Here is a 26,924-nt window from a genome sequence, read left to right as displayed (position 1 = left end):
TGTTCCATGGGAGTTGGTCAGGAGATTTGTCGGGGCCTGTGGCTAGGCTGGCGGGGCACTGAGGGTCGAGGGCGGACGCGATGGAGGTCACATGTCAGCTGGCGTGGGTCGCACACCCCGTCCGCTGGATGGGATCGCCTTACGTGACTGGGCGCACACCGCGGTCCTGCATCTGATCGCCCACACCGACGAGATCAATCGGCTGAACGTCTATCCCGTCGCCGACTCCGACACCGGCACCAACATGTTGTTCACCATGCGCGCCGCCGCCGCCCAGGCCGACGAGGCCGTGAAGGCGGCGGGCAACGACGTGGTGGCGGTGTCGGCCGCGTTGTCGGCGGGCGCGCTGCACGGCGCCCGGGGCAACTCGGGCGTCATCCTGTCGCAGATCCTGCGCGGCGTGGCCGACGTGGTCGCCGAGGCCGCGTTGCAACGCGGCGAGGACAGAGAGTGCGGCGAGATCACGGCGCCGGAATTCGCCGCGGCCCTGCATCACGCCCAGGTGCTGGCGGTCGCGTCGGTCGGGCAGACCGTGCCCGGGACCATCGTCTCGGTGCTGCAGGCGGCCGCGTTGGAGGCCGAGAAGCACGACGGCCTGACGGACCTCGCGACCATCGCGGCGACGGTCGCGGACGCCGCCGCGGCAGCGCTCGAGCGGACCACCGACCAGCTCGACGTGCTCGCGGAGGCGGGCGTCGTCGACGCCGGTGGGCGCGGTCTGCTGGTCCTGCTCGACGCGCTGACCGCGACGCTGTCCGGCGGCTCGGCGCCCCGGCCCCAGTACCAGCCGGGGCACCCTCGGCCCGAGCACGACCACCACGGCCAACACGATCATCACGAAATCAATGGCGCGGCACAACAATTCGAGGTGATGTACCTGCTGGGTGACTGCGCCGCCGACGACGTCGAGGTGTTGCGCGCCCGCCTGCTGCGGCTCGGTGAATCGGTTGCCATCGCCGCCGCGAGCGCCGGTGCCCAGTACAGCGTGCACGTGCACGCCGACGACGCCGGCGCCGCGATCGAGGCCGCCCTCGATCTGGGTACCGTCAGCAGGATTCAGGTCACCGCGCTGATCGGGGCCGCCGGGGCCCGGCCCTCCGGCGGCTGGAGCCGGGACCGCGCCGTGCTGGCGATCGTCGACGGCGATGGGGCGGGGGAGTTGTTCGGCGGCGAGGGTGCGCACGTGTTGCGGCCGGTCGACGGTCAGCCGGTCAGTGCGCAGCAGTTCCTCGCCGGGCTGGTCGGCACCGGCGCCGCGCAGATCATGGTGCTGCCCAACGGTTTTCTGGCCGCCGAGGAATTGGTGGCCGGCTGCGCCACGGCCATCAGCTGGGGCATGGACGTGGTACCGGTACCGGCCGGATCTATGGTGCAGGGATTGGCGGCACTGGCGGTGCACGACGCCACCCGGCAGGCCGTCGACGACGGTTACACCATGGCGCGCGCCGCGGCGGGCGCCCGGCATGGATCGGTACGTATCGCCACCGAAGCGGCGCTGACCTGGGCCGGCCGGTGCCGTCCCGGTGACGGACTGGGCATCGCCGGTGACGAGGTGCTGATCGTCGGGCACGACCTGGTCAGTGCCGCCAGCGGGCTGATCGACCTGCTGCTGTCGTCGGGCGGCGAACTGGTGACGGTGCTGACCGGTGCGGGCGTCGACGCCGAAGTGGGGGCCGCCCTGGCCGAGCATGTGCGCCAGGAGCACCTGGCGGCCGAGTTGGTGACCTATCACACCGGTCACCGCGGCGACGCACTACTGATCGGGGTGGAGTAGCGGTGGTCGCGCTGACCGACTCCTTGGTCCACGTACTGGGCGCGAAATCGGCTGCGCCGCTGGAAGAATTCTTCGGTATCCGTACCGTCAACGACCTGTTGCGGCACTATCCGCGCAAGTACAGCCAGGGTATGACGGTGCTCGGTGAAGACACCGAGCTACCGGAGGAAGGCGACCACGTCACGTTCGTCGACGTCATCACCAAGGCGGAGACGCGCTGGACCAACCGGGCACCCAAGCGCGAATATCTGGTGGTCACCCTCGGCAATCGCAATCCGAAGGTCACCGCGACCTTCTTCAACGCCAAGTTCCTCAAGAAGTCGCTCGTCGAGGGCACCCGGGTGATGCTGTCGGGCGTGGTCGGATTCTATGGGCGCACAATGCAATTGACGCATCCCGCACACCTGGTCCTCGGTTCGGCCGGGGGCCGCACGTTCGGTTCACCGGCGCTGAAGAAGATCGCCGACGCCTCCGAGAAGATGCACGGCGAACTGCAGATGTCGGCGTTCGAGCGGGAGTTCTTCCCGATCTACTCGGCGTGCGCCAAGGTGCAGAGCTGGGACATCTACGCATGCATCCTGCAGGTGCTCGCGGTGCTGGACCCGATATCCGACCCGCTGCCGGAATCCATCCGCGCGCAGCGGGGCCTGATCTCCGAGGACCAGGCGCTGCGTGACATCCACCTCGGCGAGCGCGAGGCGGACCGTGAACAGGCCAGGGAGCGGCTGACCTTCGACGAGGCCGCCGGGCTCCAATGGGCGCTGGCCGCCCGTCGGCACGGTACGCAGTCGCAATCCGGTCCACCGGCACCGCCGAGAGAAGACGGTCTGGCGGCCGCGCTGCGCGACCGGTTGCCGTTCGAATTGACCGCGGGCCAGCGTGATGTGCTCGAGGTGCTGTCGACCGAGCTGTCCGAGTCCCGGCCCATGAACCGGATGCTGCAGGGCGAAGTGGGCTCGGGCAAGACCATCGTCTCGCTGCTCGCCATGCTGCAGATGGTCGACGCCGGATACCAATGTGCGCTGCTCGCGCCGACGGAAGTGCTTGCCGTGCAACATGCGCGGTCGGTTCGCGACGTACTGGGGCCGCTCGCCATGGCGGGCCAGCTCGGCGCCCCGGACGATGCGACATCGGTGGCGCTGCTCACCGGATCCATGACCGCACAGCAGAAACGGCAGGTACGCGAGGAGGTCTCGAGTGGGCGGGCCGGCATCGTCATCGGCACCCACGCCCTGCTGCAGGACGCCGTGGAGTTCGACCGGCTCGGCATGGTGGTCGTCGACGAGCAGCACCGGTTCGGGGTCGAGCAGCGAGATCGCTTGCGCGCCAAGGCTCCTGAGGGCCTGACGCCGCACCTGCTGGTGATGACGGCCACCCCGATCCCGCGTACGGTCGCGCTGACCGTGTACGGCGATCTGGAGACCTCGACCATGCGGGAGTTGCCGCGGGGCCGCCAGCCGATCGACACCAAGACCATCTTCGTCAGCCAGAAGCCGGCGTGGCTCGACAGGGCGTGGGCCCGCATCCGCGAAGAGGTCCAAGCGGGCCGGCAGGCCTACGTGGTGGCCTCTCGGATCGACGAGAACGACAAGACGAGCGAGAACAAAGAGGCCGGCCCGCCGCCGGTGACGGTCGTCGAGCTCTACGACAAACTGCGTACCGGGCCGCTGCACGGACTGAGGCTGGGGCTCATGCACGGCCGGCTGCCGGGCGACGAGAAGGACGCCATCATGTCGGCCTTCCGGGCCGGACAGATCGATGTGCTGGTGTGCACCACGGTCATCGAGGTCGGCGTCGACGTGCCCAACTCGACGGTCATGGTGGTGATGGACGCGGACCGCTTCGGCATCAGCCAGCTGCACCAGCTGCGGGGCCGTATCGGTCGTGGCTCGCACGCCAGCCTGTGCCTACTCGCGACGAAACTGCCGGAGGGATCGAAGGCCGGCGCCCGGCTGCAGGCCGTCGCCGGCACCCTCGACGGTTTCGAACTGGCCGATCTGGATCTGCAGGAGCGTCGCGAGGGCGATGTGCTGGGCCTCAACCAGTCCGGGCGGGCCGGGCACCTGCGGTTCCTGTCGCTGGCCGACCATCAGGAAGTCATCGAGTCGGCCCGGACCTTCTGCCAGGCGGCCTACGCGCAGAATCCGGATGATCCGGGCATGTCCGCGCTGGCTGCCCAGTTCGTCGACACCGACCGCGTCGAGTACCTGGACAAGGCGTGAAACGCCTGCTGTGGCTGGTGGCGGCAGTGGTGCTGGCGGTGGTGGTCGCGATCCAGGTCGGTACGGCAGACGAACCGGCAGCGGTCGCCGACGGCGTCGACGGTGCCGTCGTGCCGACCGTCGCTCCCGGTACCGACATCCTGGCGGGCGTGGCCGTCATCGCGCGGCGCGTGCGGGATCCGAACTACCGGCGCGCGGCGTTCGGTGAGGCCTGGACCGACGACAACCCGGCGCCCGAGGGCCACAACGGCTGCGACACCCGCAACGACATCCTGAACCGGGACCTCACCGACAAGACTCTCGTGTCGCTCAAGCGCTGCCCGCAGGCGGTGAAGACCGGGGTACTGCGCGATCCCTACACCAACGACACCATCGCGTTCACGCGCGGCAACCAGGTCGGCGCAGCGGTGCAGATCGACCACATCGTGCCGCTCGCGCTGGCCTGGGACCTCGGGGCCAGAGACTGGAACGACGAGCTTCGGCTCCGATTCGCCAATGACCCGGCGAATCTGCTCGCGGTGTCCGGGAAATCGAATCAGGACAAAGGCGACAAGCAGCCGTCGGACTGGATGCCGCCGAACCACGGTTTCTGGTGCCAGTACGCCGTGCAATACGTCGCGGTGTTGCGCGGCTATGGGCTGCCCGTGGACGCGCCGTCGGTGCCCGTCCTGCGCGATGCCGCGGCCACCTGCCCGACGAGCTAGGAGCCGTCGTCGTCAGTACACGACGGGCTGTTTGCGTATTCGTTGCCCGACCGACTGATTCCGCACAAAAAATGGCGGTGGATTGTTTGCTGTTGCGCGCCGGGGTCGCACAACCGCTAATTCGAGAGCGGTCGGCGCCGAATTGCGCAGATATTGGTTGCCGAGCTACCGCGTCTCGGCAACCAATATCTGCTCATATGACCACGGCGAAATGACCGAGAGCGGGGCGACTGAATTTCGGGTCGGAATGCCGTCAATTCAGCAATCGGTCAACAATTCGCCGCAGCCTGATGCCAAATTCGCTCCTGCCTGTTGCGGTATTCGCTAGCGGCGCCCGAAAATGCCGCCGATGGTCTTCAGGGTGCCGTTGAGGGCACCGGCGACGGTCTTGGTGGTGCCGTCGAGTGCGCCCGCGGCCGTCTTGGTGGTGTTGTGCAGTCCGCCCGCGACGGTCTTGGTGGTGCCGTCGAGGTCGGCGGCGACGGTCTTGGTGGTCCCGTTGAGGTCGGCGGCCAGGGTTTTGGTGGTGCCGTGGAGGGCACCGGCCACCGTCTTCACCGTGCCGTCGAGTGCGCCAGCGATGCCGCCCACCGGGCTACTCGAGGTGGGTGCGTTGGCGTGACTCGCGAGCCCGGAGGTGTCGGCCTGTGCCGTGCCGGCTCCGAAGGTGAATAGCAGTGCGCCCATGCCAATTGTTGCCGCACCCAATAGCAAGCGCTGAGAGACGCGCCCAATTGTCGGAGTCGTTAATTGTGAAGTGCTCCGGAATGAATGAACCATTTCTCGAACCCCCTGCTCGATGATGTCTGGTTGCGTCGGAATAAACGGACGCAATATCAAATTAACGCACCAGGGGTAATAGTGGGATAGTTAACACGAATCAATTGCTGCGAGTTTTTCGACAATCGGCACACGCGACCCACTGGAAACATCTGTGACACGCGCGCGCCGACGCCCGTCGTACCGATGCAGCGCGTAACCAGAATCGTTCGCGCCAAACACAAATGGTCGTCCTCCCCGATGGGAGAACGACCATTTGCGTCTGTATCAGTGGGACCTCAGGCGGCCCTCAGATGCCGGTGTAGGTGGTGGGGTCCGGGCGGTAGCGGGTGCCGTCGTCCAACCCGTTCAGGCTGTCCATGTGCTCGGCGGCGAGTTCGAAGCCGAACACGTCGAGGTTCTCGGCGATGCGCTCTGGCGACGACGAGCGGGGGATCACCGAGTTGCCCAGCTGCAGGCTCCACCGGATCAGCACCTGCGCCGGGGTCTTGCCGTACTCGGCGGCGATGGACTGCACGGTCGGGTGGGTCAGCAGGTTGCCGACGCCCAGCGGGCTGTAGGCCTGCGTGACGATGCCGCGCTCGGCGTGCACGGCCCGCAGCGCGGACTGGTTGAGCAACGGGTGCAGCTCGATCTGGTTCACCACCGGGCTGACGTAGCTCAGGTCGATGATGGTGGACAGATCCTCGTCCGTGAAGTTGCAGACGCCGATGGACTTGGCGGTGCCGTCGTTGTGCAGCTTGATCAGGGCGCCCCAGCTGTCCACGTACTTGCTGATGTCACCGGCAGGCCAGTGGATCATGTAGAGGTCGACGTACTCCATGGCGAGCTTGTCCAGGCTGACCTTGAGGGCGTCCTGGCCGCCCTGGAAACCCTGGTCGGCGTTGGCCAGCTTGGTGGTCACGAAGATTTCGGCGCGCGGGATACCCGACGCCGCGATGGCCCGCCCGACGGCCTCCTCGTTGCCGTACACGGCAGCGGTGTCGATCAGGCGGATACCCATCTCGAGCGCGGCCGAGACGGCACGCTCGGTGTCGGCGTCCGACAGCTCGGCGACACCGAGGCCGAGCGCCGGAATCGTGTTGTCGTCGTGGAGCGCCACATTGGGAATCTCTGCGGAGGCCATGTCACCTACCCTGTGAAGTTGAATGTTCGTGGATCCGGGCCCAGGCGGGTGCCGTTGTCGAGGGTCGCGATGGACGCGATGTCCGCCTCGCTCAGCTCGAAATCAAACACGTTGAAATTGCTCGCAATCCGGTCTGGGTTCACCGATTTCGGGATGACGATATTACCCAGCTGTATATGCCACCTAATCAGCACCTGTGCTGGCGTTTTTCCGTGTCGCTCCGCGATGGTGGTCACGATCGGGTCTTCGAGCAGGGAACCCTGCCCCAGCGGACTCCAGGCCTCGGTGGCGATGCCGTAGCGGGCGTGCGCTTCGCGCAGCTCGGCCTGCGGCAGCCGCGGATGCAGTTCGATCTGGTTCACCGCGGGCACGATCCCGGTGGCGTCGATGAGCAGTTTCAGGTGCTCGGGCTCGAAGTTGCTGACGCCGATCGAGCGGATCCGGCCCTGGTCACGCAGGTGCGCGAAAGCCTTGAAGGTGTCGATGAACAGGTTCTGCGCGGGCGTCGGCCAGTGGATCAGGTAGAGATCGAGGTAGTCGAGCCCCAGTCGCGACATGCTCGCGTCGAACGCCGCGAGGGTCTTCTCGTAACCCTGCTCGGAGTTCCAGAGCTTGGTGACGACGAAGACGTCTTCACGCGGGATGCCGGAGGCGGCGATGGCCCGGCCGACGCCGTCTTCGTTGCCGTAGGCCGCGGCGGTGTCGATATGGCGATATCCGGCGTGCAATGCTGCACTGACGGCGCGTTCGGTGTCCTCGGCCGGTGTCTGCCACACCCCGAGCCCCACCACGGGAATGGACGTACCGTCGTTGAGCGTCAGTGTTGGACTCGGAGCACCTGAAGGATCAGCCATGACCATGAGCATGCCAGGCGACGCTGTGCACGCGGCAGCGACAACCGACGCCGAATTGGTCGTCCGGCCGGAGCATCCGGTCGCGGGACGACCCAGCCGGCTGCGCCTGGCGATTCTGACCCGGGTCGGCGGTACCGCCCTCCGGATCCTCCCCAAGATTCCCGATCGGCTGAAGCGCGTGCTGCTCGGTGGCCGCCGCGTCACCATCGACGGCAACACTCTCGACACCACCCTGCAGCTGATGCTGACGGCGCAGAACGCCAGCGGCGCCGGCGGCCTGGTCGCCAGCAGCGACGTCAACGTCGCGCGGGCCCAGCTGATGACGCTGTCGCAGTACCTCGACCCGGCCATTGCCGTGCCGACGACGGACTTCACCATCCCCGGTCCGGTCGAACCGCTGCGCGCCCGGCACTACCAGCCCGACGGCGCCGGCCCCGCCCCGATGCTCGTCTTCTTCCACGGCGGCGGGTTCGTCGTCGGCGGCATCGAGTCGCACGACGGGCTGTGCCGCCTCATCAGCCGGGATGCCGGAGTGCACGTCGTGTCCGTCGAGTACCGGCTGGCCCCCGAGCACCCGGCTCCGGCGGCCTCCGACGACTGCTACGCCGCCTATCTCTGGTGTGTGGAGAACGCGGCGCGGCTGGGCGCGGACCCGGCGAAGATCGCAGTCGGCGGCGACAGCGCCGGCGGCAACCTGGCGGCCGTCGTCTCGCAGCTGGCCCGCGACAACCACAAACCGCTGCCGGCCCTGCAGTTGCTGATCTATCCGGTGACCAATTTCGCGAGGGATACGCGGTCGAAGGTGCTGTTCGCCGACGGCTACTTCCTCAGCAAGATCGACATGGACTGGTTCCGGGCGAACTACCTCGCCGAATCGGCGCTCGATGCGTCGGACCCGCGGGTGTCCCCGCTGCTGGCCGAGGATCTGTCGGGATTGCCGCCCGCCCTCGTGCTCACCGGTGGGTTCGATCCGCTGCGCGACGAAGGCGACGCGTACGCCGCGGCACTGGCCGCCGCCGGCGTGCCGGTGGACCACCGTAAGTACGGGTCCCTGATCCACGCCTTCGCGAATTTCTTCCCGCTCGGCGGCGACAGCGCGGACGCGACCGCGGACTTCATATCTGCCTTCCGGGCCCACCTCACCCGCTGAGGCACGGGTCCGGCCGACTTCGGGGACGACGTCGGTACCCTTGACGCCGTGCCGTCGAAATCGTCGAAGTCATCGAAGAACGCCAGCTACGACCTCAAGGCCGCGGACCGCAAGCGCGACTGGGTGGTCAAGGGCGGGCTGACCGCGCTTGTCATCATCTTCGCGGTGGTGCTGGTGGCGTACATCGTCATGAACGGCAAGCCCAAGGCCGACCCGCACAAGGTGCAGGCGGTCCAGATCGCGGCGAGCAACGTCGTCACCAACCCCGGCACCAAGGATCCCAAGGTCACCCTGACGATCTACGAGGACTTCCTCTGCCCGGTCTGCGGCGTCTTCGAGAAGACCTACGGCCCGACCATCGCCAAGCTGATCGACAACGGTGACATCGCCGTCGACTACAACATCGTCTCGATCATCGGCCGCGGCGACCCGAAGTCGTACTCGACGCGCGCCGGCGCCATGGCGTACTGCGTCGCCGACGAGGACAAGGCCGCGTTCCGGCGCTTCCACGAAGCGCTGTACAAGAACCAGCCCGAGGAGACGGCGGCGTCGTTCCCCGACAACGCCAAGCTGCTGGAGTACGCGCGCCAGTCCGGTGTCGCCGTCGGCCCCAATGATCCGCTCAGCAAGTGCGTCGAGAACGGCGTCTACACCGAGATGGTCAACAACATGGCCCGCAACGCCGAGATTCAGGGCACCCCGACCATCAAGATCAACGGCACCGAGACCAGCCTCGTCCCGAACGGTGATCCGAACAGCCTGATCGAGAAGATCAAGGCCATCGCGCCGGATCTGCCGAACCTGCCGGCGGCACCGGCGGCCCCGGCCGCTCCGGCACCTGGTGCCCCGGCGCCGCAGCCCGCTCCGGCACCGCACCAGTGACCGACGTCGACACCTCGCAGCGGCAGGCGGGGGTGGCGGTCAGCCGCCCCGCCGCCGTCTGGGTTCTGCTCGCCGGCATCATCGGCGGGGTCGCCGCGTTCGTGCTGACCGTCGAGAAGGTTCGGCAACTGCAGAACCCGTCGTACGTCCCCTCCTGCAGCATCAACCCCGTGCTGTCCTGCGGGTCGGTGATGCTGACCAAACAGGCATCGCTGTTCGGCTTTCCCAACCCGCTCCTGGGCATCGCCGCCTTCAGCGTGGTGATCGTGACGGGTGTGCTCGCCGTGGCGGGCGTTCGGTTGCCGCGGTGGTACTGGGCGGGCCTGGCCGGTGGCACGCTGCTGGGCGCGGTGTTCGTGCACTGGCTGATCTACCAGAGCCTGTACGAGATCGGCGCGCTGTGCCCGTACTGCATGGTGGTCTGGGTGGTCACCATGGCGCTGCTTGTCGTGGTCACGCCAATTGCCTTGCGGCCCTTGGCCGGCCGCAACAAAGTGGTGGACGCCCTGTACCAGTGGCGGTGGCCGCTGTACGCCGTGTGGATCACCGCGATCGCGTTGCTGATCCTTGATCGATTCTGGAGTTATTGGTCCACCCTGATCTAGCGCGCGAGCTTGCCCTACCCGTTAGGGTCACTGGGTGATTTCCAAACTCCTGGTGGCCAATCGCGGCGAGATCGCGATCCGGGCCTTTCGCGCAGCCAACGAACTGGGTATCGCCACTGTCGCGGTGTACCCGTTCGAGGATCGCAACTCGCTGCACCGGCTCAAGGCTGACGAGTCGTACCAGATCGGCGAGAAGGGCCATCCGGTACGCGCGTACCTGAACGTCGAGGACATCGTCGCCACCGCGCTGGCGTGCGGTGCCGACGCGATCTACCCGGGCTATGGCTTCCTCTCGGAGAACCCCGAACTGGCGGCCGCCTGCGCCGCCGCCGGCATCACGTTCGTCGGACCGAGCTCCGACATTCTCGAACTGACGGGCAACAAGGCCCGCGCCATCGAATCGGCGCGCGCCGCCGGGCTGCCCGTGCTGGCGTCGTCGGAGCCGTCGTCGTCGGTCGACGACCTCCTCGCGGCTGCCGAGCAGATGCAGTTCCCGCTGTTCGTCAAGGCCGTCGCCGGTGGTGGCGGCCGCGGCATGCGCCGCGTGGCCGACCCGGCCGACCTGCGCGAGGCCATCGAAGCCGCGTCGCGCGAAGCCGATTCGGCCTTCGGTGACCCGACGGTGTTCCTCGAGCAGGCCGTCGTGAACCCGCGGCACATCGAGGTACAGATCCTTGCCGACACCTACGGCAACGTCATGCACCTGTTCGAGCGCGACTGCAGCGTCCAGCGCCGGCACCAGAAGGTCATCGAGCTGGCGCCCGCGCCGAACCTGGACCCCGAACTGCGGACGCGGATGTGCGCCGACGCCGTCGCCTTCGCCCGGCAGATCGGCTACACGTGCGCGGGTACCGTCGAATTCCTCGTCGACGAGCGCGGCCAGCACGTGTTCATCGAGATGAACCCGCGCATCCAGGTCGAGCACACCGTCACCGAGGAGATCACCGCTGTCGACCTGGTCGCGTCGCAGTTGTGTATCGCCTCCGGCTCGTCGCTCGAGGAGCTGGGTCTGAGCCAGGAGACCATGCAGGCCCGCGGCGCCGCGCTGCAGTGTCGCATCACCACCGAGGATCCGGCCAACGGCTTCCGCCCCGACACCGGCCGCATCACCGCCTACCGCACCCCCGGCGGCGCCGGCATTCGGCTCGACGGCGGCACCAACCTGGGCGCCGAGGTATCGGCCCACTTCGACTCCATGCTGGTCAAATTGACTTGTCGCGGAAGGGATTTGACGACAGCCGTGGCCCGTGCCAAGCGGGCGCTGGCCGAGTTCCGCATCCGCGGCGTATCGACCAACATCCCGTTCCTGCAGGCGGTGCTCGACGACCCCGACTTCGTCGCCGGCAAGGTGACGACGTCGTTCATCGACGAACGTCCGCAGCTGCTGACCGCGCGCAGCAGCGCCGACCGCGGCACCAAGATCCTCAACTACCTGGCCGATGTCACGGTCAACCAGCCGCACGGGCCGCGCCCGTCGGCGGTGTACCCGCGCGACAAGCTGCCCGCCGTCGACCTGAAGGCGGCGCCGCCCGCGGGGTCGAAGCAGCGCCTGGACGAACTGGGACCGGAGGGGTTCGCGCGCTGGCTGCGTGACACCCCGGCGGTCGGGGTCACCGACACCACCTTCCGTGATGCCCATCAGTCGCTGCTGGCCACTCGCGTGCGGTCCACCGGTCTGTTGGAGATCGCCCCATACATCGCCCGGTCGACGCCGCAGCTGCTGTCGGTCGAGTGCTGGGGTGGTGCCACTTACGATGTGGGCCTTCGCTTCTTGAAGGAAGATCCGTGGGAGCGCCTGGCCGCACTGCGTGAGGCGCTGCCCAACATCTGTCTGCAGATGCTGTTGCGTGGTCGCAACACCGTCGGCTACACGCCGTATCCGGAACTGGTGACGTCGGCGTTCGTCGAAGAGGCCACGGCGACCGGCATCGACATCTTCCGCATCTTCGACGCGCTCAACAACGTGTCGTCGATGCGTCCCGCCATCGAGGCGGTGCGCGAAACCGGTTCGGCGGTGGCCGAAGTCGCGATGTCCTACACCGGCGACCTGATGAATCCCGGCGAGAAGATCTACACGCTGGACTACTGGCTCAAGCTCGCCGACGAGATCGTCGAAGCCGGTGCGCACGTGCTGGCCATCAAGGACATGGCCGGCCTGCTGCGACCGCCGGCCGCGGCAAAACTGGTGTCGGCGTTGAAGTCTCGCTTCGACCTGCCGGTGCACGTGCACACCCACGACACCCCGGGCGGGCAGCTGGCGACCTACATGGCCGCCTGGCAGGCCGGCGCCGACGCGGTCGACGGTGCCTCGGCGCCGCTGGCCGGCACCACCAGCCAGCCCGCGCTCTCGTCCATCGTCGCGGCGGCGGCACACACGCAGTACGACACCGGGCTGTCGCTGGAGGCCGTCTGCGACCTGGAGCCGTACTGGGAGGCGCTGCGCCGCGTCTACGCGCCGTTCGAGTCCGGCCTGCCGGCGCCGACCGGACGCGTCTACACCCACGAAATCCCCGGCGGCCAGCTGAGCAACCTGCGCCAGCAGGCGATCGCGCTGGGCCTGGGGGACCGGTTCGAGGAGATCGAGAACGCGTACGCCGGCGCCGACCGTGTCCTGGGGCGGCTGGTGAAGGTCACGCCGTCGAGCAAGGTGGTCGGCGACCTGGCCCTGTCTCTGGTCGGCGCCCACGTCACCGCCGACGATTTCGCGACCGACCCGTCACGCTACGACATTCCCGACAGTGTCATCGGATTCCTGCGCGGCGAACTGGGCGACCCGCCCGGCGGCTGGCCGGAGCCGTTGCGCAGCAAGGCCTTGCAGGGCCGCGGCCCGGCCCGTCCGGAGCAGCAGCTGACCGCGGAGGACGAGGCCCAGCTGGCCACCCCGGGCCCCGTGCGCCAGGGTGCCCTGAACCGGTTGCTGTTCCCCGGTCCGACGAAGGAGTTCCTGGCGCACCGCGAGGAGTACGGCGACACCTCGCGCCTGAGCGCCAACCAGTTCTTCTACGGCCTGCGCCGTGGCGAAGAGCACCGCGTGCAGCTGGAGAAGGGTGTCGAGCTGCTCATCGGCCTGGAGGCGGTGTCCGAGCCCGACGAGCGCGGCATGCGGACCGTGCTGTGCCTGATCAACGGGCAGTTGCGGCCCGTGCTGGTGCGCGACCGCGCCATAGCTGCGGACGTGCCGGCCGCCGAGAAGGCCGACCGCACCAACCCTGACCATGTCGCGGCCCCGTTCGCGGGTGTTGTCACGGTCGGCGTCGCGGTCGGTGACCAGGTGGACGCGGGTCAGACCATCGCCACCATCGAGGCCATGAAGATGGAGGCGGCCATCACCGCGCCCAAGGCCGGGACCGTCGCGCGGATCGCCGTCACCCCCACCGCGGGCGTGGAAGGTGGCGATCTGCTCGTGGTGATCAGCTGACCCGGATCATCGGCGGCCGCCACGGCGGCCGCCGGATCTCGGTGCCCGCCAAAGGGACTCGGCCGACGACGGATCGGGTCCGGGAGTCGCTGTTCAACGTGCTGGCGGCCCGGGTGGACTTCGAGGGGGCGCGGGTCCTCGACCTGTACGCCGGGTCGGGAGCGCTCGGGCTGGAGGCGCTGTCGCGCGGTGCGGCGTCGGCCCTGTTCGTGGAGGCCGACCGGCGCGCCGCGGCGGTGATCTCGCGGAACATCGCCGAGCTCGGGGTGGACGGCGCCGTCGTGCGATGCGGTACGGCGTCCAGTGTGGCGGCGACGACGGCGCCGCGGCCGGTGGATCTGGTGTTCGCGGACCCGCCCTACGACGTACCGGCCGCTGATGTGGAAGTCGTTGTGGGGCAGCTCGTTTCGGGTGGTTGGCTGGCCGAGGGCGCCGTCGCGGTGATCGAGCGCCCGGCGTCCGGCCCGGCCCTCGTCTGGCCGGACGGCTGGACCGTGCTGCGCGAGCGGCGGTACGGCGACACCCGGCTGGAAATGGCGGAGTGGACTGCCGGTCGGTCGGGCTGACCAGTCGGGTCTGATGCGCCCAGGCCTTGTACCGTCTTGGGCTATGAGTGGTGCGGTCTGCCCGGGATCCTTCGATCCGATAACCCTTGGTCACCTCGATGTCTTCGAGCGGGCAGCGGCCCAGTTCGACGAGGTGGTGGTGGCGGTGCTGGTGAACCCCAACAAGAAGGGCATGTTCACCGCGGAGGAACGCATCGCGATGATCAGCGAGGCGACGTCGCATTTGCCGAACCTGCGGGCCGAGGCCGGCTCCGGGCTCGTCGTCGACTTCGCCCGGGCGCGCGGGCTGACGGCCATCGTCAAGGGTCTGCGCACCGGCACGGACTTCGAATACGAGCTTCAGATGGCGCAGATGAACCGGCACGTCGCCGGCGTCGACACCTTCTTCGTCGCGACCAAGCCGCAATTCTCGTTCGTGTCGTCGTCGTTGGCCAAGGAGGTCGCGGCCCTCGGCGGCGACGTCACCGACCTGCTGCCGCCGGTCGTGAACAAGCGGCTCCAGGCCAAGCTGGCCGGATAGGTCGCGACACACCGGCCCGCAAAGCCGAGTCACACGAGTAACAACAGGCACACTGGTAACAACCAACTACGCCTGGAGGATGTTGCCGTGTACCGAGTATTTGAGGCGCTGGACGAGCTCGGCGCGATCGTGGAAGAGGCACGCGGAGTGCCCATGACCGCGGGCTGCATGGTGCCGCGGGGCGATGTCCTGGAACTTCTCGACGACATCAAGGACGCCATCCCGGGCGAGCTGGACGACGCCCAGGATGTCCTGGACGCCCGCGACGGAATGCTGCGTGAGGCCAAGCAGCACGCCGACTCGATGGTGTCGTCGGCCACGGCCGAGGCGGATTCGCTGGTCAACCACGCCCGTGCCGAGGCGGACCGGCTGCTCGCCGACGCGAAGGCGCAGGCCGACCGGATGGTCTCCGAGGCGCGTGCACACAGCGAGCGCATGGTCGTCGAGGCCCGCGAAGAGGCCAATCGGATCGCCAGTACCGCCAAGCGGGAGTACGAGGCCAGCACCAACCGGGCCAAGGCCGAGGTCGACCGGTTGCTGGAGAGCGGCAACCTGTCCTACGAGAAGGCCGTGCAGGAAGGCATCAAGGAGCAGCAGCGCCTGGTGTCTGAGACCGAGGTGGTTCAGACCGCCCACGCCGAGGCCACCCGCATGATCGATTCGGCGCACGCCGAGGCCGACCGCCTGCGCGGCGAATGCGACATCTACGTGGACACCAAGCTCGCCGAGTTCGAGGAGCACCTGCAGGGCACGCTGCGCTCGGTGAGCCGGGGCCGGCACCAGCTGCGTACCGCCGCCGGCACGCACGACTACGCCCAGCGCTGAACCGCTTCGCGGGAATGGCGTCCGGTCGGTGATCGGCGCCGACGTAGGATTGAGCAATGCCTGGCCCGAGTCCGCTGACCATTGACATCGCGCGATTGGGCCGTCGGCCCGGGTCGATGATCACGCACGTCGAAACCGTGCCCAGTCCCGAGCGGATCGGCCTGGATCTGATGGCGATCGCCGCCGGGGCGCCGATCGACCTCGACCTGCAACTGCAGTCGGTGTCCGAGGGCGTGCTGGTGACGGGGTCGGTGTCCGCACCGACCACCGGTGAGTGCTCGCGGTGCCTCAACCCGCTGTCGGGGCACGTCACCGTCGACCTCACCGAGCTGTTCGCGTATCCCGACAGCACGACCGAAGCCACCACCGAGGAGGACGAGGTCGGCCACGTCGTCGACGACGCCGTCGACCTCGAGCAGTCGATCATCGATGAGGTCGGGCTGACGCTGCCGTTCTCGCCGTTGTGCACCCCGGACTGCCCGGGACTGTGCCCGGATTGCGGGGTACGCCTCCTCGACGCCGAACCGGACCACCACCACGACAAGATCGACCCGCGGTGGGCGAAGTTGTCGGCGCTACTGCCCGAGACCCCCGACACCGACGGGGCTTCGTCGGAGGGCGGTTCGTGACGGTAGATCGTGCGCCGCTGCTGGCAGCGCTGGGCGTGCAGTTGCCCGACGATCTGCTGACCGTGGCACTGACCCACCGCAGCTACGCGTACGAGAACGGCGGTCTGCCGACCAACGAGCGGCTGGAGTTCCTGGGCGACGCCGTGCTCGGATTGGTGATCACCGCCGAGATTTTCCGCCGCTACCCGGACCGCAGCGAAGGCGAGCTGGCCAAGCTCAAATCCGCGGTCGTGAACACCCAGGCGCTGGCCGAGATCGCGCGCACCCTCACCCCAGACGGACTCGGCAGCTACCTGCTGCTGGGCCGCGGCGAGATGGCCAGCGGCGGCGCCCAGAAGGCCAACCTGCTGGCCGACGGACTCGAATCACTGCTCGGTGCAACGTATGTCGAGCACGGCCACGAGGTGGCCCAAACCGTGGTGATGGGGCTGTTCAGCGCCGCGCTCGACACCGCGGCGAGTCTCGGGGCGGGCCTGGACTGGAAAACCAGCCTGCAGGAACTGTCCGCCGCCCGCCGGATCGGCGTCCCGTCCTATGTTGTGACGTCCACCGGACCGGAGCACGACAAGGAGTTCACCGCGCGCGCAGTGCTCAACGGCATCGACTACGGCGAAGGCGTCGGGCGCACCAAGAAGGAAGCCGAACAGCACGCCGCCGCGGCGGCCTACCAGGCGCTGGAGGCCAGTCCCGAAGTCGACCCTGACGCCGACGCCGTCAGCAATGCCTGAACTTCCCGAAGTCGAGGTCGTCCGCCGGGGCCTCGAATCACACATTGTGACAAAGGGTTTCACCACGGTACGGGTGCTGCACCCGCGTGCGGTACGACGGCACGACAACGGTCCCGCGGATCTGGCCGGCCGGCTGGCCGGACGCCGGATCACCGGGACGGGCCGCCGCGGCAAGTACCTGTGGCTGACCCTCGACGGTGACGAGGCGCTGGTGGTGCACCTGGGCATGAGCGGCCAGATGCTGATCGGACCACCGGCCCGGCCGTCGCACCTGCGCATCGCGGCCGTGCTCGACGACGGCACCGAGCTGAGTTTCGTCGACCAACGTACGTTCGGCGGTTGGCAGGTCTGCGACCTCGTCGAGGTCGACGGCAGCGTCGTGCCCGTGCCGGTGGCGCACATCGCCCGCGACCCGCTGGACCCCGCGTTCGATCCGGACGCCGTGGTGAATGTCCTGCGGCGCAAGGACTCCGAGATCAAACGTCAGCTGCTGGACCAAACCGTGGTGTCCGGTGTGGGCAACATCTACGCCGACGAATCGCTGTGGCGGGCACAGGTCAACGGGTTTCGTCCGGCATCGGCGCTGGCTCGGCGCCGGCTCGGGGAACTCCTCGTCCACGCGGCCGACGTGATGAATTCGGCTCTGGCGCAAGGCGGCACGTCATTCGACTCGCTGTATGTCAACGTCAACGGCGAGTCCGGGTACTTCGACCGGTCACTGGACGCCTATGGCCAGGAAGGAGAGCCGTGCCGCCGCTGTGGCACGGCGATCCGGCGGGAGAAGTTCATGAACCGCTCGTCGTACTACTGCCCGAAATGCCAACCGCGGCCCCGCATCCCGCGTCCGATCTGACGGCCCGGGCTACTTCAGCCCGGGAATGCCCTTGAACTTCGGCGAATCGGTCATGCAGAACTTCCACTCGCCGCCTTCCTTGCGCAGCGGAACGTTCGTGACCCCGGTGGACGAGCTGACGTTCACCGTCGCCCGATCTCCGTTGACGTCGATGTCGGTGATCTCGGCGCGTTTGGTCGAACCGGGGCCGGCGTCGCCGGCGCTGCCGCCCTTGCCGAACTTGCCCGCGATCGACGGCACCTTGTCGTACAGTTTCACGTCGTTCGCGCAGGAGTGCGCCTTGAAATCGTCGAAGGTGTCGATCTGCGACGTCATCAGGTCGCGGATCTTCTCCTGGTCCGAGGACGACGCACCGTTCGTCACCTCGCCACCGCTGGACGCCGTATCCGAGCCGGAGCCGGAGTCCGAGCGCGACATCACCAGAGCGAATACCACTCCGATCACGAGCACGACGGCGAAAATCCCCGAACCGATGAGCGCCCACTTGCGGGTGTTGTTGGGCGGAGGCGGCGGCGGGAATCCGGGCTGCCCCGGGAAACCCGGCCCCATCGGGTAGCCGGGCGGCGGTCCGTAGCCCGGATAGCCGTAGCCGGGCTGTCCGTAGCTCGGCTGTCCGTAGGTCGGTTGCCCGTAGGCGGGCTGTCCGTAGGCGGGCTGTCCGTAGGCCGGCGGGCCGTACGCAGGCGGGCCGTATCCCTCGGGCGGCGGCTGTGGCGGCTGCCAGGGCTGGGCGCCCGGATCAGAGCCGGACGGGGGATAGGTCATGTCTGCGCGCTCCCTGTGAACTGTGCTTGGTATCCAACGTAACACCAGCGGCACTACCCGAAATGCCAACCGCGGCCGGGCAAGTCACAGGGCGATCACTTCATGCCGGGCAGATTCTGCAGCTGCTTCAACTGCGGTGAGTCGGTGAAGCAGATCTTCCACTCGCCGCTCTCTTTGCGGAAGTAGAGCGTGCCGGAGCGCTCCAGGCCGGTGCTCGACGTCGCGGTGACTTCGGCGGTGGCGGTATCCCCGGTCACGTTGACGCTGTCGACGGTCGCTTTGCCCTTGGCGCCGGTCGGATTGGTGCCGGTGCTGTCGGCGATGCCGGGGAACTTGCTGAAGAACTTCTGGTCGTTCTCGCACGCGCGTTCTTTGATCGACGACGGCCCCGAGCTCATCAGGCTCCGAATCTGATCCTCGTCGGAGTTGCCGCCCAGTGCGCTGAGCCCACCGCCGGAATTCGAGACCAGGACTACGGCGAGCACGATGCCCACGACGATGATGGCCGCCAGCCCACCGATCAGCGCCCACTTCGGGCCGTTCGATTTGGGTTGCGGCGCACCGGGGAAACCCGGGCCCATCGGATAACCCGGCGGCTGTCCGTATGCGGGCTGGCCGTAGGCCGGCTGACCGTACGCGGGCTGACCGAACGAGGGTTGCCCATAGGCGGGCTGGGGCTGGCCGTATCCCGGCTGGCCGTAGCCGGCCGGCGGGTACCCGGGTGCCGGCTGCTGCGGCTGCTGCCACGGCTGGCCGCCTGGCTGCGGCCCGAGCGGGGGATAGGTCATGTCTGGTCGCTCCCTGTGAACTGTGCTTGCCGTCCAAGTTAACACCGCTGGGCCGTCTACCTCCGGAAACGCCGGTCAGCCTCGGTCGTTACTTCATCCCCGGCAGCTGCTGCAGTTTCTTCATCTCAGGGGAGTCCGTCAGGCAGTACTTCCACTCACCGCCTTCCTTGCGGAAATAGACGGTGGCGGAGGCCTCACGCCCACTTTCGGCGCGCGTGGTGACGTTCACGGTGGCATGCTCGCCCGTCACGTCGACACTGTTGACGGTGACCTTCACTTTGGGCCCGACCGGCGCCTTCTTCCCGTCGGCGAGGCCAGGGAACTTACTGAAGAACTTGGCGTCGGCCTCGCACCGGTGGTCCTTCAACGCCGTCGGGTCGCTCATCAGGCTGCGAATCTGGTCCTCGTCCGAGTTACCGCCCAGTGCGCTGAGCCCACCGCCGGAGCCCGAGGTCCACACCACCACGCCGATCACGATGCCGATGACCGCGAGCAGGGCCAGCCCGCCGATCAGGAACTTCTTGTTGTTGTTCGGGGTTGGCGCGCCGGGATAGCCGGGTCCCGGGGGAAACCCGGGTGCCTGGCCGTATCCGGGCCCCATTGGGTAGCCGGGTGCCTGCCCGTAGCCGGGTGTCTGTCCGTACCCGGGCGGTTGTCCGTACCCGGCCGGTTGCCCGTACCCGGGCGCCTGCCCGTAGCCGGCCGGCGGGTACCCGGGTGCCGGCTGCCACGGCTGAGGACCCGGCGACCCGGGCGGGGGATAGGTCATTGTCTGGTCGCTCCTCGCGAAGTGGTGCGTGATGGCGAAATCGGCGGCGGCGAGCCGTGATCTCAGCGGGTTCCGGGCAGGTTCTTGAATACGGGATTGTCGGTGGAGCAGAACTTCCACTCGCCGCCTTCTTTACGCAGCCAGAACGCAACCTGCGACGACCCCGGGGGTTTGACCGTGGCGCGGTCGCCCGTGACGGTGATGTCGAGGACCTGCATGCTGTCCGCGTCACCTGCGACCTTCGGTATCGGCATACTGCCGAATGCGCCGCCGCCCGCCTGGCCGAAGAACTTGCGGTCGTTGGCACAGGAGATCGACGCCATGTCGCCCCCGCCGAAGTTGGCCAGAAACTGGCGAATCTCGTCCTCATCGGAACTGCCGCTGCCCGACGACCCTGGCTCAGTGGCGTCGTTTGTCGGACCCGTGCTGCCGGCTGCACTCTTGCGCGCACCGGACTGGCGGCTCGCGGATGTCGACTGGTCGTCGTCGGAGGAACCGGTCAGCGCGTAGATTCCGACGCCACCGAGGACCAGCACCAGCACCACGGCGCCGGCGATCAGAATCCACTTGCCCGGACCGCCCGAGTTCGGCGGCGGAGTGGCACCGGCATAGCCGTACGGCATCGGCTGACCGGGCATCGGACCGTATCCGGGCGGGCCATATGCGGGGTAGCCGGGAGCAACCGGCTGGCCGCCGTACGGTCCCTGCTGTGGGTACCCGGATGGCCCTGGATTCGGACCCGGGTATGGGTACGTCATGTGAACTCTCCCCCCGAGAGTGTTGCGCGAATCCCTGACTTTACCTGGGGCCCAGCAGGGTTCCCGCCGGACATTGAGCGGCGGCGCGGTACAAATGTGCCATGACGGAACTGTGGGTCGAACGGACCGGGGTGCGCCGCTACACCGGGCACAGCTCGCGAGGGGCCGAGGTCCTCGTCGGGTCCGAGGACGTCGAGGGCGTCTTCACCCCGGGGGAATTGCTCAAGATCGCGTTGGCGGCCTGCAGCGGCATGAGCAGCGATGCGCCGCTGCGTAGCCGACTCGGCGACGATTACCAGACCACCATCCGGGTGTCGGGGCCGCCGGACCGTGAGAACGAGGTCTACCCGCTGCTGCAGGAGTCGATGGAGTTGGACCTCTCGAGTCTGTCCGAGGACGAGATCAAGCGACTCAAGATCGTCGTCGAGCGAGCCATCGACAAGGTCTGCACGGTGGGCCGCACGCTGAAGGCGGGCACCGAGGTCACCTTCGGGTTCGCCGAGTGACGGAGGCGGTCCGGCTGTCGGCCTGGGTGCACGGCCAGGTCCAGGGTGTCGGGTTCCGGTGGTGGACCCGGGCCAGGGCACTGGAGTTGGGCCTCACCGGTTACGCCAGTAACAAGCCGGACGGCCGGGTGCACGTCGTGGCGCAGGGCCCGCGCGCCGACTGCGAGCAGCTGCTGGCACTCCTGCGCAGCGGCACCACCCCGGGCACGGTGACGACCGTCGTCGACGACTGGGCCGTCGCAGGTGACCCGATCGACGGTTTTTCTGAGCGTTAGAAGCCCAGGGGTCCCCGGCATTTAACCGGCGCGACGGTAGGGTTTCACCCCATGCATCTGAAGAGTCTGACGCTGAAGGGCTTCAAGTCCTTCGCGTCGCCGACGACTCTTCGCTTCGAACCCGGTATCACGTGCGTGGTGGGGCCGAACGGTTCGGGCAAATCGAATGTCGTCGACGCCCTGACCTGGGTGATGGGCGAGCAGGGCGCCAAGACCCTGCGCGGCGGCAAGATGGAAGACGTCATCTTCGCCGGCACCTCGTCACGGGCCCCGCTGGGCCGGGCCGAGGTGACGCTGACCATCGACAACTCGGACAACGCCCTGCCGATCGAGTACTCCGAGGTGTCGATCACCCGCCGCGTGTTCCGGGACGGCGCCAGCGAGTACGAGATCAACGGCAGCAGCTGCCGGTTGATGGATGTGCAGGAACTGCTGTCCGACTCCGGCATCGGCCGCGAGATGCACGTCATCGTCGGCCAGGGCAAGCTGTCGGAAATCCTGGAATCGCGGCCCGAGGACCGTCGCGCCTTCATCGAGGAGGCCGCCGGGGTGCTCAAGCACCGCCGGCGCAAGGAAAAGGCGGTCCGCAAGCTCGACGCCATGCAGGCCAACCTGGCCCGCCTGACCGACCTGACCACCGAACTGCGCCGTCAGCTCAAGCCACTGGGCCGGCAGGCCGAGATGGCGCGCCGCGCGCAGACCATCCAGGCCGATCTGCGGGACGCCCGGCTGCGCCTGGCCGCCGATGACCTGGTGACTCGGCAGGCCGAATTCGACGACACCAATCAAACCGAGACCGCGCTGCGGCGTGAGCACGGAGAGGTGGCCGAGCGCCTCGAAGCCGCATCGGCCGAACTTGCCGGCCACGAAGCGGCGGTATCGGGCCTGTCCGGCCGCGCGGAGGCAGCGCAACAGACCTGGTTCCGGTTGTCCGCGCTCGCCGAGCGAGTCAGTGCCACGGTGCGGATCGCCACCGAACGCACGAACCTGCTGGACTCTGACCCGGAAGTGTCGACCGGGCCCGACCCGGACGCGCTGGACGCCGAGGCCGACGCCGTCGCCGAGCACGAGGAACAGCTGCTCGCCGAACTCGCCGAATCGCGGACCCGGCTCGAGGCCGCCCGCGGCGCGCTCGCCGAATGCGAACGTGCGGCGGCCGACGCCGAACGCGCCCAGATGGCCGCGGCCCGTGCCGAAGCGGACCGGCGCGAAGGACTCGCGCGGTTGTCCGGACAGGTCGACACCATGCGGACCCGCATCGAATCGATCGACGAGGGCGCCGTCCGGCTGACCGGCAGCATCGAGGAGGCAGCCGCTCGGGTCGAGCAGGCGAAAGCCGAGTTCGAACTCGTGCAGAGCAAGGTCGGTGAGCTGGATGCCGGCGAGTACGGGCTCGACGAGCATCACGATCGGACCATCGCGGCGATGCGTCAGGCCGACGAGCGCGTCGACGAGCTGCAGGCGGCCGAGCGTGCCGTCGAGAAGCAGGTCGCATCCCTTCGAGCCCGCATCGACGCCCTTTCGGTGACCCTCGACCTCAAAGACGGGTCGGCGTGGCTGCAGAAAAACCACGATGGCTCAGGGCTTTTCGGCTCGGTGGCCGAACTGGTGCGGGTGCAGCCCGGCCATGAAGCGGCGATCGCGGCGGTGCTGGGCGCCGCCGCCGACGCGCTGGCGGCCGAGAGTTTCGATGCCGCACGCGCCGCGGTGGACGCGCTCAAAAAGGGCGACGGTGGCCGGGCGGCCATTGTGCTCGGCGACTGGCCGGTTGAATCCTCTTCGCCGCGTGGGGATTTGCCGTCCGCTGCGCAGTGGGCGCTGGACCTGGTCGACGTGCCCGACCGGCTCTCGGGCGCGATGCACGCCATGCTGGCGCGGGTCGCAGTGGTCGCTGATCTGCCCGCGGCGCTGGAGCTGGTGGCCGCACGTCCGGAGCTGCGTGCGGTGACGGCGGACGGCGATCTGGTCGGCGCCGGCTGGGTGAGCGGTGGGTCTGATCGCAAGCCGAGTGCTCTGGAGATCACCTCGGAGATCGAGAAGGCCCGTACCGCGCTGATCGACGCCGAGCGCCAGACCAGTGAATTCGGTGCCGCGTTGGCGGGTGCGCTGGCCGAACAGTCGGCGCGGCGCGACGCTGTCGAACACGCGCTGGCCGCGCTGCACGAATCCGATGCCACCATCTCGTCCGTCTACGAGCAGTTGGCGCGGTTGGGTCAGGAGGCCCGGACCGCCGATGCCGAATGGCAGCAGCTGATGGCCCAGCGCGACGAGCTGGAAGCCGGCCGCAGCCGGACCTTGGCCGAGCTGGCCGAGCTCGAAGACCGGTTCCACAACGCGCAACAGGAGCCGATGTTCGACGTCGAATTCGTCGACCGCTCCGAGACGACGGCAGCCGCCGAAGAGGCGCGTGCCGTCGAGGTCGAGGCCCGGCTCGCGGTGCGTACCGCTGAGGAACGTGCGAATGCCGTTCGCGGACGGGCAGATTCACTGCGCCGGGCCGCGGCCGCCGAGCGTGAGGCCCGGGTACGGGCGGCACGCGCCCGCGAGGCCCGGGAGAACGCGGCGAAGGTCGCGGCCGCCGTCGCCGACTCCGGTCGGCTGGTGGCCGAAAAGCTGGCTGCCACAGTGGCTCTCGCGGCACGCAAGCGCGACACGCTGGCCACCGAGCGCGCTCAGCGCTCCGAGGGGTTGACGCGGGTCAGGGCGGAAGTATCCGAACTCAGTGCCCGCGCCGCGGCGTTGACCGAGGCGTTGCACCGCGACGAGGTCGCGAAAGCCCAAGCGGCCCTTCGTATCGAGCAACTCGAGCAGCAGGCGCTGGAGCAGTTCGGTATGGCGGTCGCGGACCTGGTAGCCGAATACGGACCGGACGTGCCGCTGCCACCGACCGAACTCGAGATGGCCGAGTACGAGCAGGCCAAGGAACGCGGCGAACAGGTCAGCGCGCCCACGCCAATGGCATTCGACCGGCCCACGCAGGAGCGCCGCGCGAAGAAGGCCGAGAAGGAACTGGCCGAGCTCGGCCGGGTGAATCCCTTGGCGCTGGAGGAGTTCGCCGCGCTCGAGGAGCGCTACAACTTCCTGTCGACGCAGCTGGAGGATGTCAAGGGTGCCCGTAAGGACCTGATGGACGTCATCGCCGACGTCGATGAGCGCATCCTGCGCGTGTTCACAGAGGCCTACGCCGACGTGGAGCAGGAGTTCACCCAGGTGTTCTCGACGCTGTTCCCCGGTGGCGAGGGCCGGCTGCTGCTGACCAACCCCGGCGACATGCTCACCACCGGCATCGAGGTCGAGGCCCGGCCACCGGGCAAGAAGGTCAAGCGGTTGTCGCTGCTGTCGGGCGGTGAGAAGTCGCTGACCGCGGTGGCCATGCTGGTGGCGATCTTCCGGGCCCGGCCGTCACCCTTCTACGTCATGGACGAGGTCGAGGCCGCGCTGGACGACGTGAACCTGCGCCGCCTGATCAGTCTGTTCGAGCAGCTGCGGGAGAAGTCGCAGCTGATCGTCATCACGCACCAGAAGCCGACCATGGAGGTCGCCGACGCGCTGTACGGCGTCACCATGCAGGGCGACGGCATCACGCAGGTCATCTCGCAGCGCATGCGCGGCCAGGAGTTGGTCTCCAGCACCTGACACAATGTTCGCGTGTCGGAAGGTCTCTGGATCGCGATAGCGATCGTCGCTGTTCTCGTTGTCACCGCTCTGGTGGTCGGATTCGTCCGCTACCGGCGCAGCAGGATTTCGCTGTCCGCGCCGGAGGAGACTCCGGAGCTGGACCGTTCCGGCGGCTACACGGCGTCCTCAGGCATCACGTTCAGTAGTTCGGACACCGCAGAGAAACTGCCGACCGTCGGGGACGACGCCGAGATTCCGCGGGATTCGCGCAAGCGCACCATCGCCGATGTTCAGCTGCCCGAGCCGGAGCTGGCAGCGCCGGAGGTCGTGGCAGAGCCGGATGTGGTCACCGAGCGGCCGGAAGTCGTTGCTGAGCCGGAGCCGACCGCTGCGCCCGAACCAGAGGCAGAGCCCGAGCCCGAACCGGAGCCTGAGCTCGAGGTTGCCCCGCGCGACGAGATCGCGCCGACCGCGGGCCGGCTGGAGCGCCTGCGTGGCCGCCTGGCCAAGTCGCAGACCACGCTGGGCCGAAGCATGCTGGGCCTGCTGGGTGGCGGCGACCTCGACGAGGACTCCTGGGAGTCCATCGAAGACACCCTGCTGATCGCCGACCTGGGGCCTGTCGCCACCGAATCGATCGTCACCGCGCTGCGCAGCCGCATGGCCGAGGCCAATGTGCGCACCGAGGCCGACGTCCGCGCCGTGGTGCGTGAGGTGCTGATCAAGGAGCTGCGGACCGATCTGGACCGGTCCATCAAGGCGCTGCCGCACGCCGACAAGCCGTCTGTGCTGTTGGTCGTCGGCGTCAACGGCGCCGGCAAGACCACCACCGTCGGCAAGCTGGCCCGAGTGCTGGTCGCTGATGGCCGTCGCGTAGTGCTCGGCGCGGCCGACACCTTCCGCGCCGCCGCGGCCGATCAGTTGCAGAGCTGGGGCGCTCGCGTCGGTGCCGACACCGTGCGTGGCCCCGAGGGCGCGGACCCGGCTTCCGTGGCGTTCGACGCCGTCGACACGGGCATCGCAGCGGGCGCTGACGTCGTCGTGGTGGACACGGCGGGCCGGCTGCACACCAAGACCGGTCTGATGGACGAGCTGGGCAAGGTCAAGCGCGTCGTCGAGAAGCGCGCGAAGGTCGACGAGGTGCTGCTGGTGCTCGACGCCACCATCGGCCAGAACAGCCTGCCGCAGGCCCGGGTCTTCGCCGAGGTCGTGGACATCACCGGCGTGGTGCTGACCAAGCTCGACGGCACTGCGAAGGGCGGCATCGTGTTCCGGGTGCAGCAGGAGCTCGGCGTGCCGGTCAAGCTCGTCGGCCTCGGCGAGGGGCCGGACGATCTGGCGCCGTTCGAGCCCGCCGCCTTCGTCGACGCCCTCCTGGGGTGAATCGCAGCATTTGACCGTGCGTCTACGCTGCTCGCTACTCGATCTTTTCCTGCCGCGGCGCACGGTCAACGCACGGTGGTCATTGACTGTGCGCTGCGGCTGCGCTTTTGCGAGCACCGAACGGCCAGGATGCACAATGAAATTCGGCCGTCGTTGAGCCTGCGCTCACGGTCAGCGTTATCCGGGTTTCTCGCCCTCGCCATTGAATCAACCGACTCGGCGCCCACGCGGGGAATCTGTCGGTCACCTCGGCCCGGCTGCTACGCCGAGTGCGGGGCTCGGTGAAGCGACACGCCGCGGATCGTCGCGATAACCGCCACACTCGGCGTAGGAACCCCGCACCGTGCCGCACCAGGGACCGCCTCACTCAGACGCCCGTGTTTTCGCACAGAAGCGACTGCTCACGGAGCAGATGACCAGGCCGAA

Annotated in this window: 24 protein-coding genes; 17 read left to right on the top strand and 7 right to left on the bottom strand. The window is 68.2% G+C overall.

Annotated elements, in window-relative coordinates:
- The first annotated feature begins 91 nt into the window (after positions 1-91).
- From G6N46_RS07420 to G6N46_RS07410, 3 genes are read left to right on the top strand one after another with little or no spacing between them, the layout of a single operon-like run.
- Positions 92-1,774 carry a fatty acid kinase ATP-binding subunit FakA gene (locus G6N46_RS07420; RefSeq protein WP_138248791.1) on the top strand — a complete coding sequence of 561 codons (1,683 nt, stop codon included), beginning with the start codon at positions 92-94 and terminating at the stop codon, positions 1,772-1,774.
- A gap of 2 nt (positions 1,775-1,776) precedes the next feature.
- Positions 1,777-3,996, top strand: a complete 2,220-nt coding sequence (recG, locus tag G6N46_RS07415; protein ID WP_138248792.1) for an ATP-dependent DNA helicase RecG — start codon at positions 1,777-1,779, stop codon at positions 3,994-3,996.
- Positions 3,993-4,700: an HNH endonuclease family protein gene (locus G6N46_RS07410; RefSeq protein WP_133425941.1), complete on the top strand. Its 708-nt coding sequence runs from the start codon at positions 3,993-3,995 to the stop codon at positions 4,698-4,700. Before recG ends, G6N46_RS07410 begins: the two co-directional genes overlap by 4 nt.
- A gap of 324 nt (positions 4,701-5,024) precedes the next feature.
- Here the strand turns inward: G6N46_RS07410 and G6N46_RS07405 are convergent, their stop codons facing one another.
- From G6N46_RS07405 to G6N46_RS07395, 3 genes are all read right to left on the bottom strand, one after another.
- The gene (locus G6N46_RS07405; protein ID WP_138248793.1) at positions 5,025-5,387 is read right to left on the bottom strand and encodes a hypothetical protein; all 363 of its coding nucleotides are present in this window, start codon (positions 5,385-5,387) and stop codon (positions 5,025-5,027) included.
- 382 nt (positions 5,388-5,769) lie between these two features.
- Complete coding sequence (locus G6N46_RS07400) at positions 5,770-6,606, bottom strand: aldo/keto reductase (RefSeq protein WP_138248794.1); 837 nt, start codon at positions 6,604-6,606, stop codon at positions 5,770-5,772.
- Between the two features lie 5 nt (positions 6,607-6,611).
- Complete coding sequence (locus tag G6N46_RS07395; RefSeq protein ID WP_407665187.1) at positions 6,612-7,466, bottom strand: aldo/keto reductase; 855 nt, start codon at positions 7,464-7,466, stop codon at positions 6,612-6,614.
- Here G6N46_RS07395 and G6N46_RS07390 point away from each other — a divergent pair.
- From G6N46_RS07390 to mutM, 10 genes are all read left to right on the top strand, one after another.
- Complete coding sequence (locus G6N46_RS07390; protein ID WP_174814030.1) at positions 7,459-8,610, top strand: alpha/beta hydrolase; 1,152 nt, start codon at positions 7,459-7,461, stop codon at positions 8,608-8,610. The two genes, G6N46_RS07395 and G6N46_RS07390, sit on opposite strands and share 8 nt — an antisense overlap.
- A 48-nt stretch (positions 8,611-8,658) precedes the next feature.
- Positions 8,659-9,492 carry a DsbA family protein gene (locus G6N46_RS07385; RefSeq protein WP_061001509.1) on the top strand — a complete coding sequence of 278 codons (834 nt, stop codon included), beginning with the start codon at positions 8,659-8,661 and terminating at the stop codon, positions 9,490-9,492.
- Positions 9,489-10,097 carry a vitamin K epoxide reductase family protein gene (locus G6N46_RS07380; protein ID WP_138248796.1) on the top strand — a complete coding sequence of 203 codons (609 nt, stop codon included), beginning with the start codon at positions 9,489-9,491 and terminating at the stop codon, positions 10,095-10,097. The genes G6N46_RS07385 and G6N46_RS07380 overlap by 4 nt, the downstream gene beginning before the upstream one ends.
- A gap of 34 nt (positions 10,098-10,131) precedes the next feature.
- On the top strand, positions 10,132-13,515 hold the full coding sequence (locus G6N46_RS07375) for a pyruvate carboxylase (protein ID WP_138248797.1): 3,384 nt from the start codon (positions 10,132-10,134) through the stop codon (positions 13,513-13,515).
- The gene (rsmD, locus tag G6N46_RS07370) at positions 13,512-14,081 is read left to right on the top strand and encodes a 16S rRNA (guanine(966)-N(2))-methyltransferase RsmD (RefSeq protein WP_082934874.1); all 570 of its coding nucleotides are present in this window, start codon (positions 13,512-13,514) and stop codon (positions 14,079-14,081) included. The genes G6N46_RS07375 and rsmD overlap by 4 nt, the downstream gene beginning before the upstream one ends.
- A gap of 43 nt (positions 14,082-14,124) precedes the next feature.
- Entirely contained in the window at positions 14,125-14,601 is a 477-nt protein-coding gene (coaD, locus tag G6N46_RS07365; protein ID WP_064860444.1) for a pantetheine-phosphate adenylyltransferase, read from the top strand.
- An 87-nt stretch (positions 14,602-14,688) separates the two neighbouring features.
- A complete protein-coding gene (sepIVA, locus tag G6N46_RS07360; RefSeq protein WP_020103794.1) occupies positions 14,689-15,426 on the top strand; it encodes a cell division protein SepIVA in 738 nt (245 codons plus the stop codon).
- Positions 15,427-15,482: 56 nt separating this feature from the next.
- A complete protein-coding gene (locus tag G6N46_RS07355; RefSeq protein ID WP_179967685.1) occupies positions 15,483-16,055 on the top strand; it encodes a YceD family protein in 573 nt (190 codons plus the stop codon).
- Positions 16,052-16,783: a ribonuclease III gene (gene rnc, locus G6N46_RS07350; RefSeq protein ID WP_138248798.1), complete on the top strand. Its 732-nt coding sequence runs from the start codon at positions 16,052-16,054 to the stop codon at positions 16,781-16,783. Before G6N46_RS07355 ends, rnc begins: the two co-directional genes overlap by 4 nt.
- Positions 16,776-17,636, top strand: coding sequence for a bifunctional DNA-formamidopyrimidine glycosylase/DNA-(apurinic or apyrimidinic site) lyase (gene mutM, locus G6N46_RS07345; protein WP_138248799.1), 861 nt, complete (start codon positions 16,776-16,778; stop codon positions 17,634-17,636). The genes rnc and mutM overlap by 8 nt, the downstream gene beginning before the upstream one ends.
- 9 nt (positions 17,637-17,645) lie before the next feature.
- On the opposite strand, the gene G6N46_RS07340 is transcribed toward mutM, so the two are convergent.
- The 4 genes from G6N46_RS07340 to G6N46_RS07325 form a co-directional block, all read right to left on the bottom strand.
- Positions 17,646-18,401 (bottom strand): Rv0361 family membrane protein, encoded by a 756-nt coding sequence (locus G6N46_RS07340; RefSeq protein ID WP_138248800.1) that lies wholly within the window; start codon positions 18,399-18,401, stop codon positions 17,646-17,648.
- A gap of 95 nt (positions 18,402-18,496) precedes the next feature.
- Positions 18,497-19,189, bottom strand: a complete 693-nt coding sequence (locus tag G6N46_RS07335; protein ID WP_138248801.1) for an Rv0361 family membrane protein — start codon at positions 19,187-19,189, stop codon at positions 18,497-18,499.
- A gap of 88 nt (positions 19,190-19,277) precedes the next feature.
- Positions 19,278-19,958, bottom strand: a complete 681-nt coding sequence (locus G6N46_RS07330; protein ID WP_138248802.1) for an Rv0361 family membrane protein — start codon at positions 19,956-19,958, stop codon at positions 19,278-19,280.
- A gap of 62 nt (positions 19,959-20,020) precedes the next feature.
- Entirely contained in the window at positions 20,021-20,716 is a 696-nt protein-coding gene (locus G6N46_RS07325; RefSeq protein ID WP_138248803.1) for a hypothetical protein, read from the bottom strand.
- 101 nt (positions 20,717-20,817) lie between these two features.
- Here G6N46_RS07325 and G6N46_RS07320 point away from each other — a divergent pair, with 101 nt between their 5' ends.
- Genes G6N46_RS07320 through ftsY form a run of 4 tightly spaced genes read left to right on the top strand, consistent with a single transcriptional unit; the run spans position 20,818 to position 26,498 of the window.
- Positions 20,818-21,222: an OsmC family protein gene (locus tag G6N46_RS07320; protein ID WP_138248804.1), complete on the top strand. Its 405-nt coding sequence runs from the start codon at positions 20,818-20,820 to the stop codon at positions 21,220-21,222.
- On the top strand, positions 21,219-21,497 hold the full coding sequence (locus G6N46_RS07315) for an acylphosphatase (RefSeq protein WP_138248805.1): 279 nt from the start codon (positions 21,219-21,221) through the stop codon (positions 21,495-21,497). The genes G6N46_RS07320 and G6N46_RS07315 overlap by 4 nt, the downstream gene beginning before the upstream one ends.
- Positions 21,498-21,548: 51 nt before the next feature.
- Positions 21,549-25,133: a chromosome segregation protein SMC gene (smc, locus tag G6N46_RS07310; RefSeq protein WP_138248806.1), complete on the top strand. Its 3,585-nt coding sequence runs from the start codon at positions 21,549-21,551 to the stop codon at positions 25,131-25,133.
- Positions 25,134-25,145: 12 nt separating this feature from the next.
- Entirely contained in the window at positions 25,146-26,498 is a 1,353-nt protein-coding gene (gene ftsY, locus G6N46_RS07305; protein WP_138248807.1) for a signal recognition particle-docking protein FtsY, read from the top strand.
- Positions 26,499-26,924 lie beyond the last annotated feature (426 nt).

It is taken from the genome of Mycolicibacterium phocaicum (assembly GCF_010731115.1).
Lineage (GTDB): Bacteria > Actinomycetota > Actinomycetes > Mycobacteriales > Mycobacteriaceae > Mycobacterium > Mycobacterium phocaicum.
The sequence above is the reverse complement of the archived record's forward strand: the minus strand, read 5'-3'. Positions and strand labels throughout refer to the sequence as shown.

Coding starts and splice junctions, on each gene's coding strand:
- G6N46_RS07420 (WP_138248791.1), top strand. CDS start 92: ATGTCAGCTGGCGTGGGTCGCACACCCCGTCCGCTGGATGGGATCGCC.
- G6N46_RS07330 (WP_138248802.1), bottom strand. CDS start 19,958: ATGACCTATCCCCCGCCCGGGTCGCCGGGTCCTCAGCCGTGGCAGCCG.
- G6N46_RS07355 (WP_179967685.1), top strand. CDS start 15,483: ATGCCTGGCCCGAGTCCGCTGACCATTGACATCGCGCGATTGGGCCGT.
- G6N46_RS07405 (WP_138248793.1), bottom strand. CDS start 5,387: ATGGGCGCACTGCTATTCACCTTCGGAGCCGGCACGGCACAGGCCGAC.
- G6N46_RS07390 (WP_174814030.1), top strand. CDS start 7,459: ATGACCATGAGCATGCCAGGCGACGCTGTGCACGCGGCAGCGACAACC.
- G6N46_RS07325 (WP_138248803.1), bottom strand. CDS start 20,716: ATGACGTACCCATACCCGGGTCCGAATCCAGGGCCATCCGGGTACCCA.
- G6N46_RS07320 (WP_138248804.1), top strand. CDS start 20,818: ATGACGGAACTGTGGGTCGAACGGACCGGGGTGCGCCGCTACACCGGG.
- G6N46_RS07400 (WP_138248794.1), bottom strand. CDS start 6,606: ATGGCCTCCGCAGAGATTCCCAATGTGGCGCTCCACGACGACAACACG.
- coaD (WP_064860444.1), top strand. CDS start 14,125: ATGAGTGGTGCGGTCTGCCCGGGATCCTTCGATCCGATAACCCTTGGT.
- G6N46_RS07335 (WP_138248801.1), bottom strand. CDS start 19,189: ATGACCTATCCCCCGCTCGGGCCGCAGCCAGGCGGCCAGCCGTGGCAG.
- smc (WP_138248806.1), top strand. CDS start 21,549: ATGCATCTGAAGAGTCTGACGCTGAAGGGCTTCAAGTCCTTCGCGTCG.
- G6N46_RS07340 (WP_138248800.1), bottom strand. CDS start 18,401: ATGACCTATCCCCCGTCCGGCTCTGATCCGGGCGCCCAGCCCTGGCAG.
- mutM (WP_138248799.1), top strand. CDS start 16,776: ATGCCTGAACTTCCCGAAGTCGAGGTCGTCCGCCGGGGCCTCGAATCA.
- G6N46_RS07395 (WP_407665187.1), bottom strand. CDS start 7,466: ATGGTCATGGCTGATCCTTCAGGTGCTCCGAGTCCAACACTGACGCTC.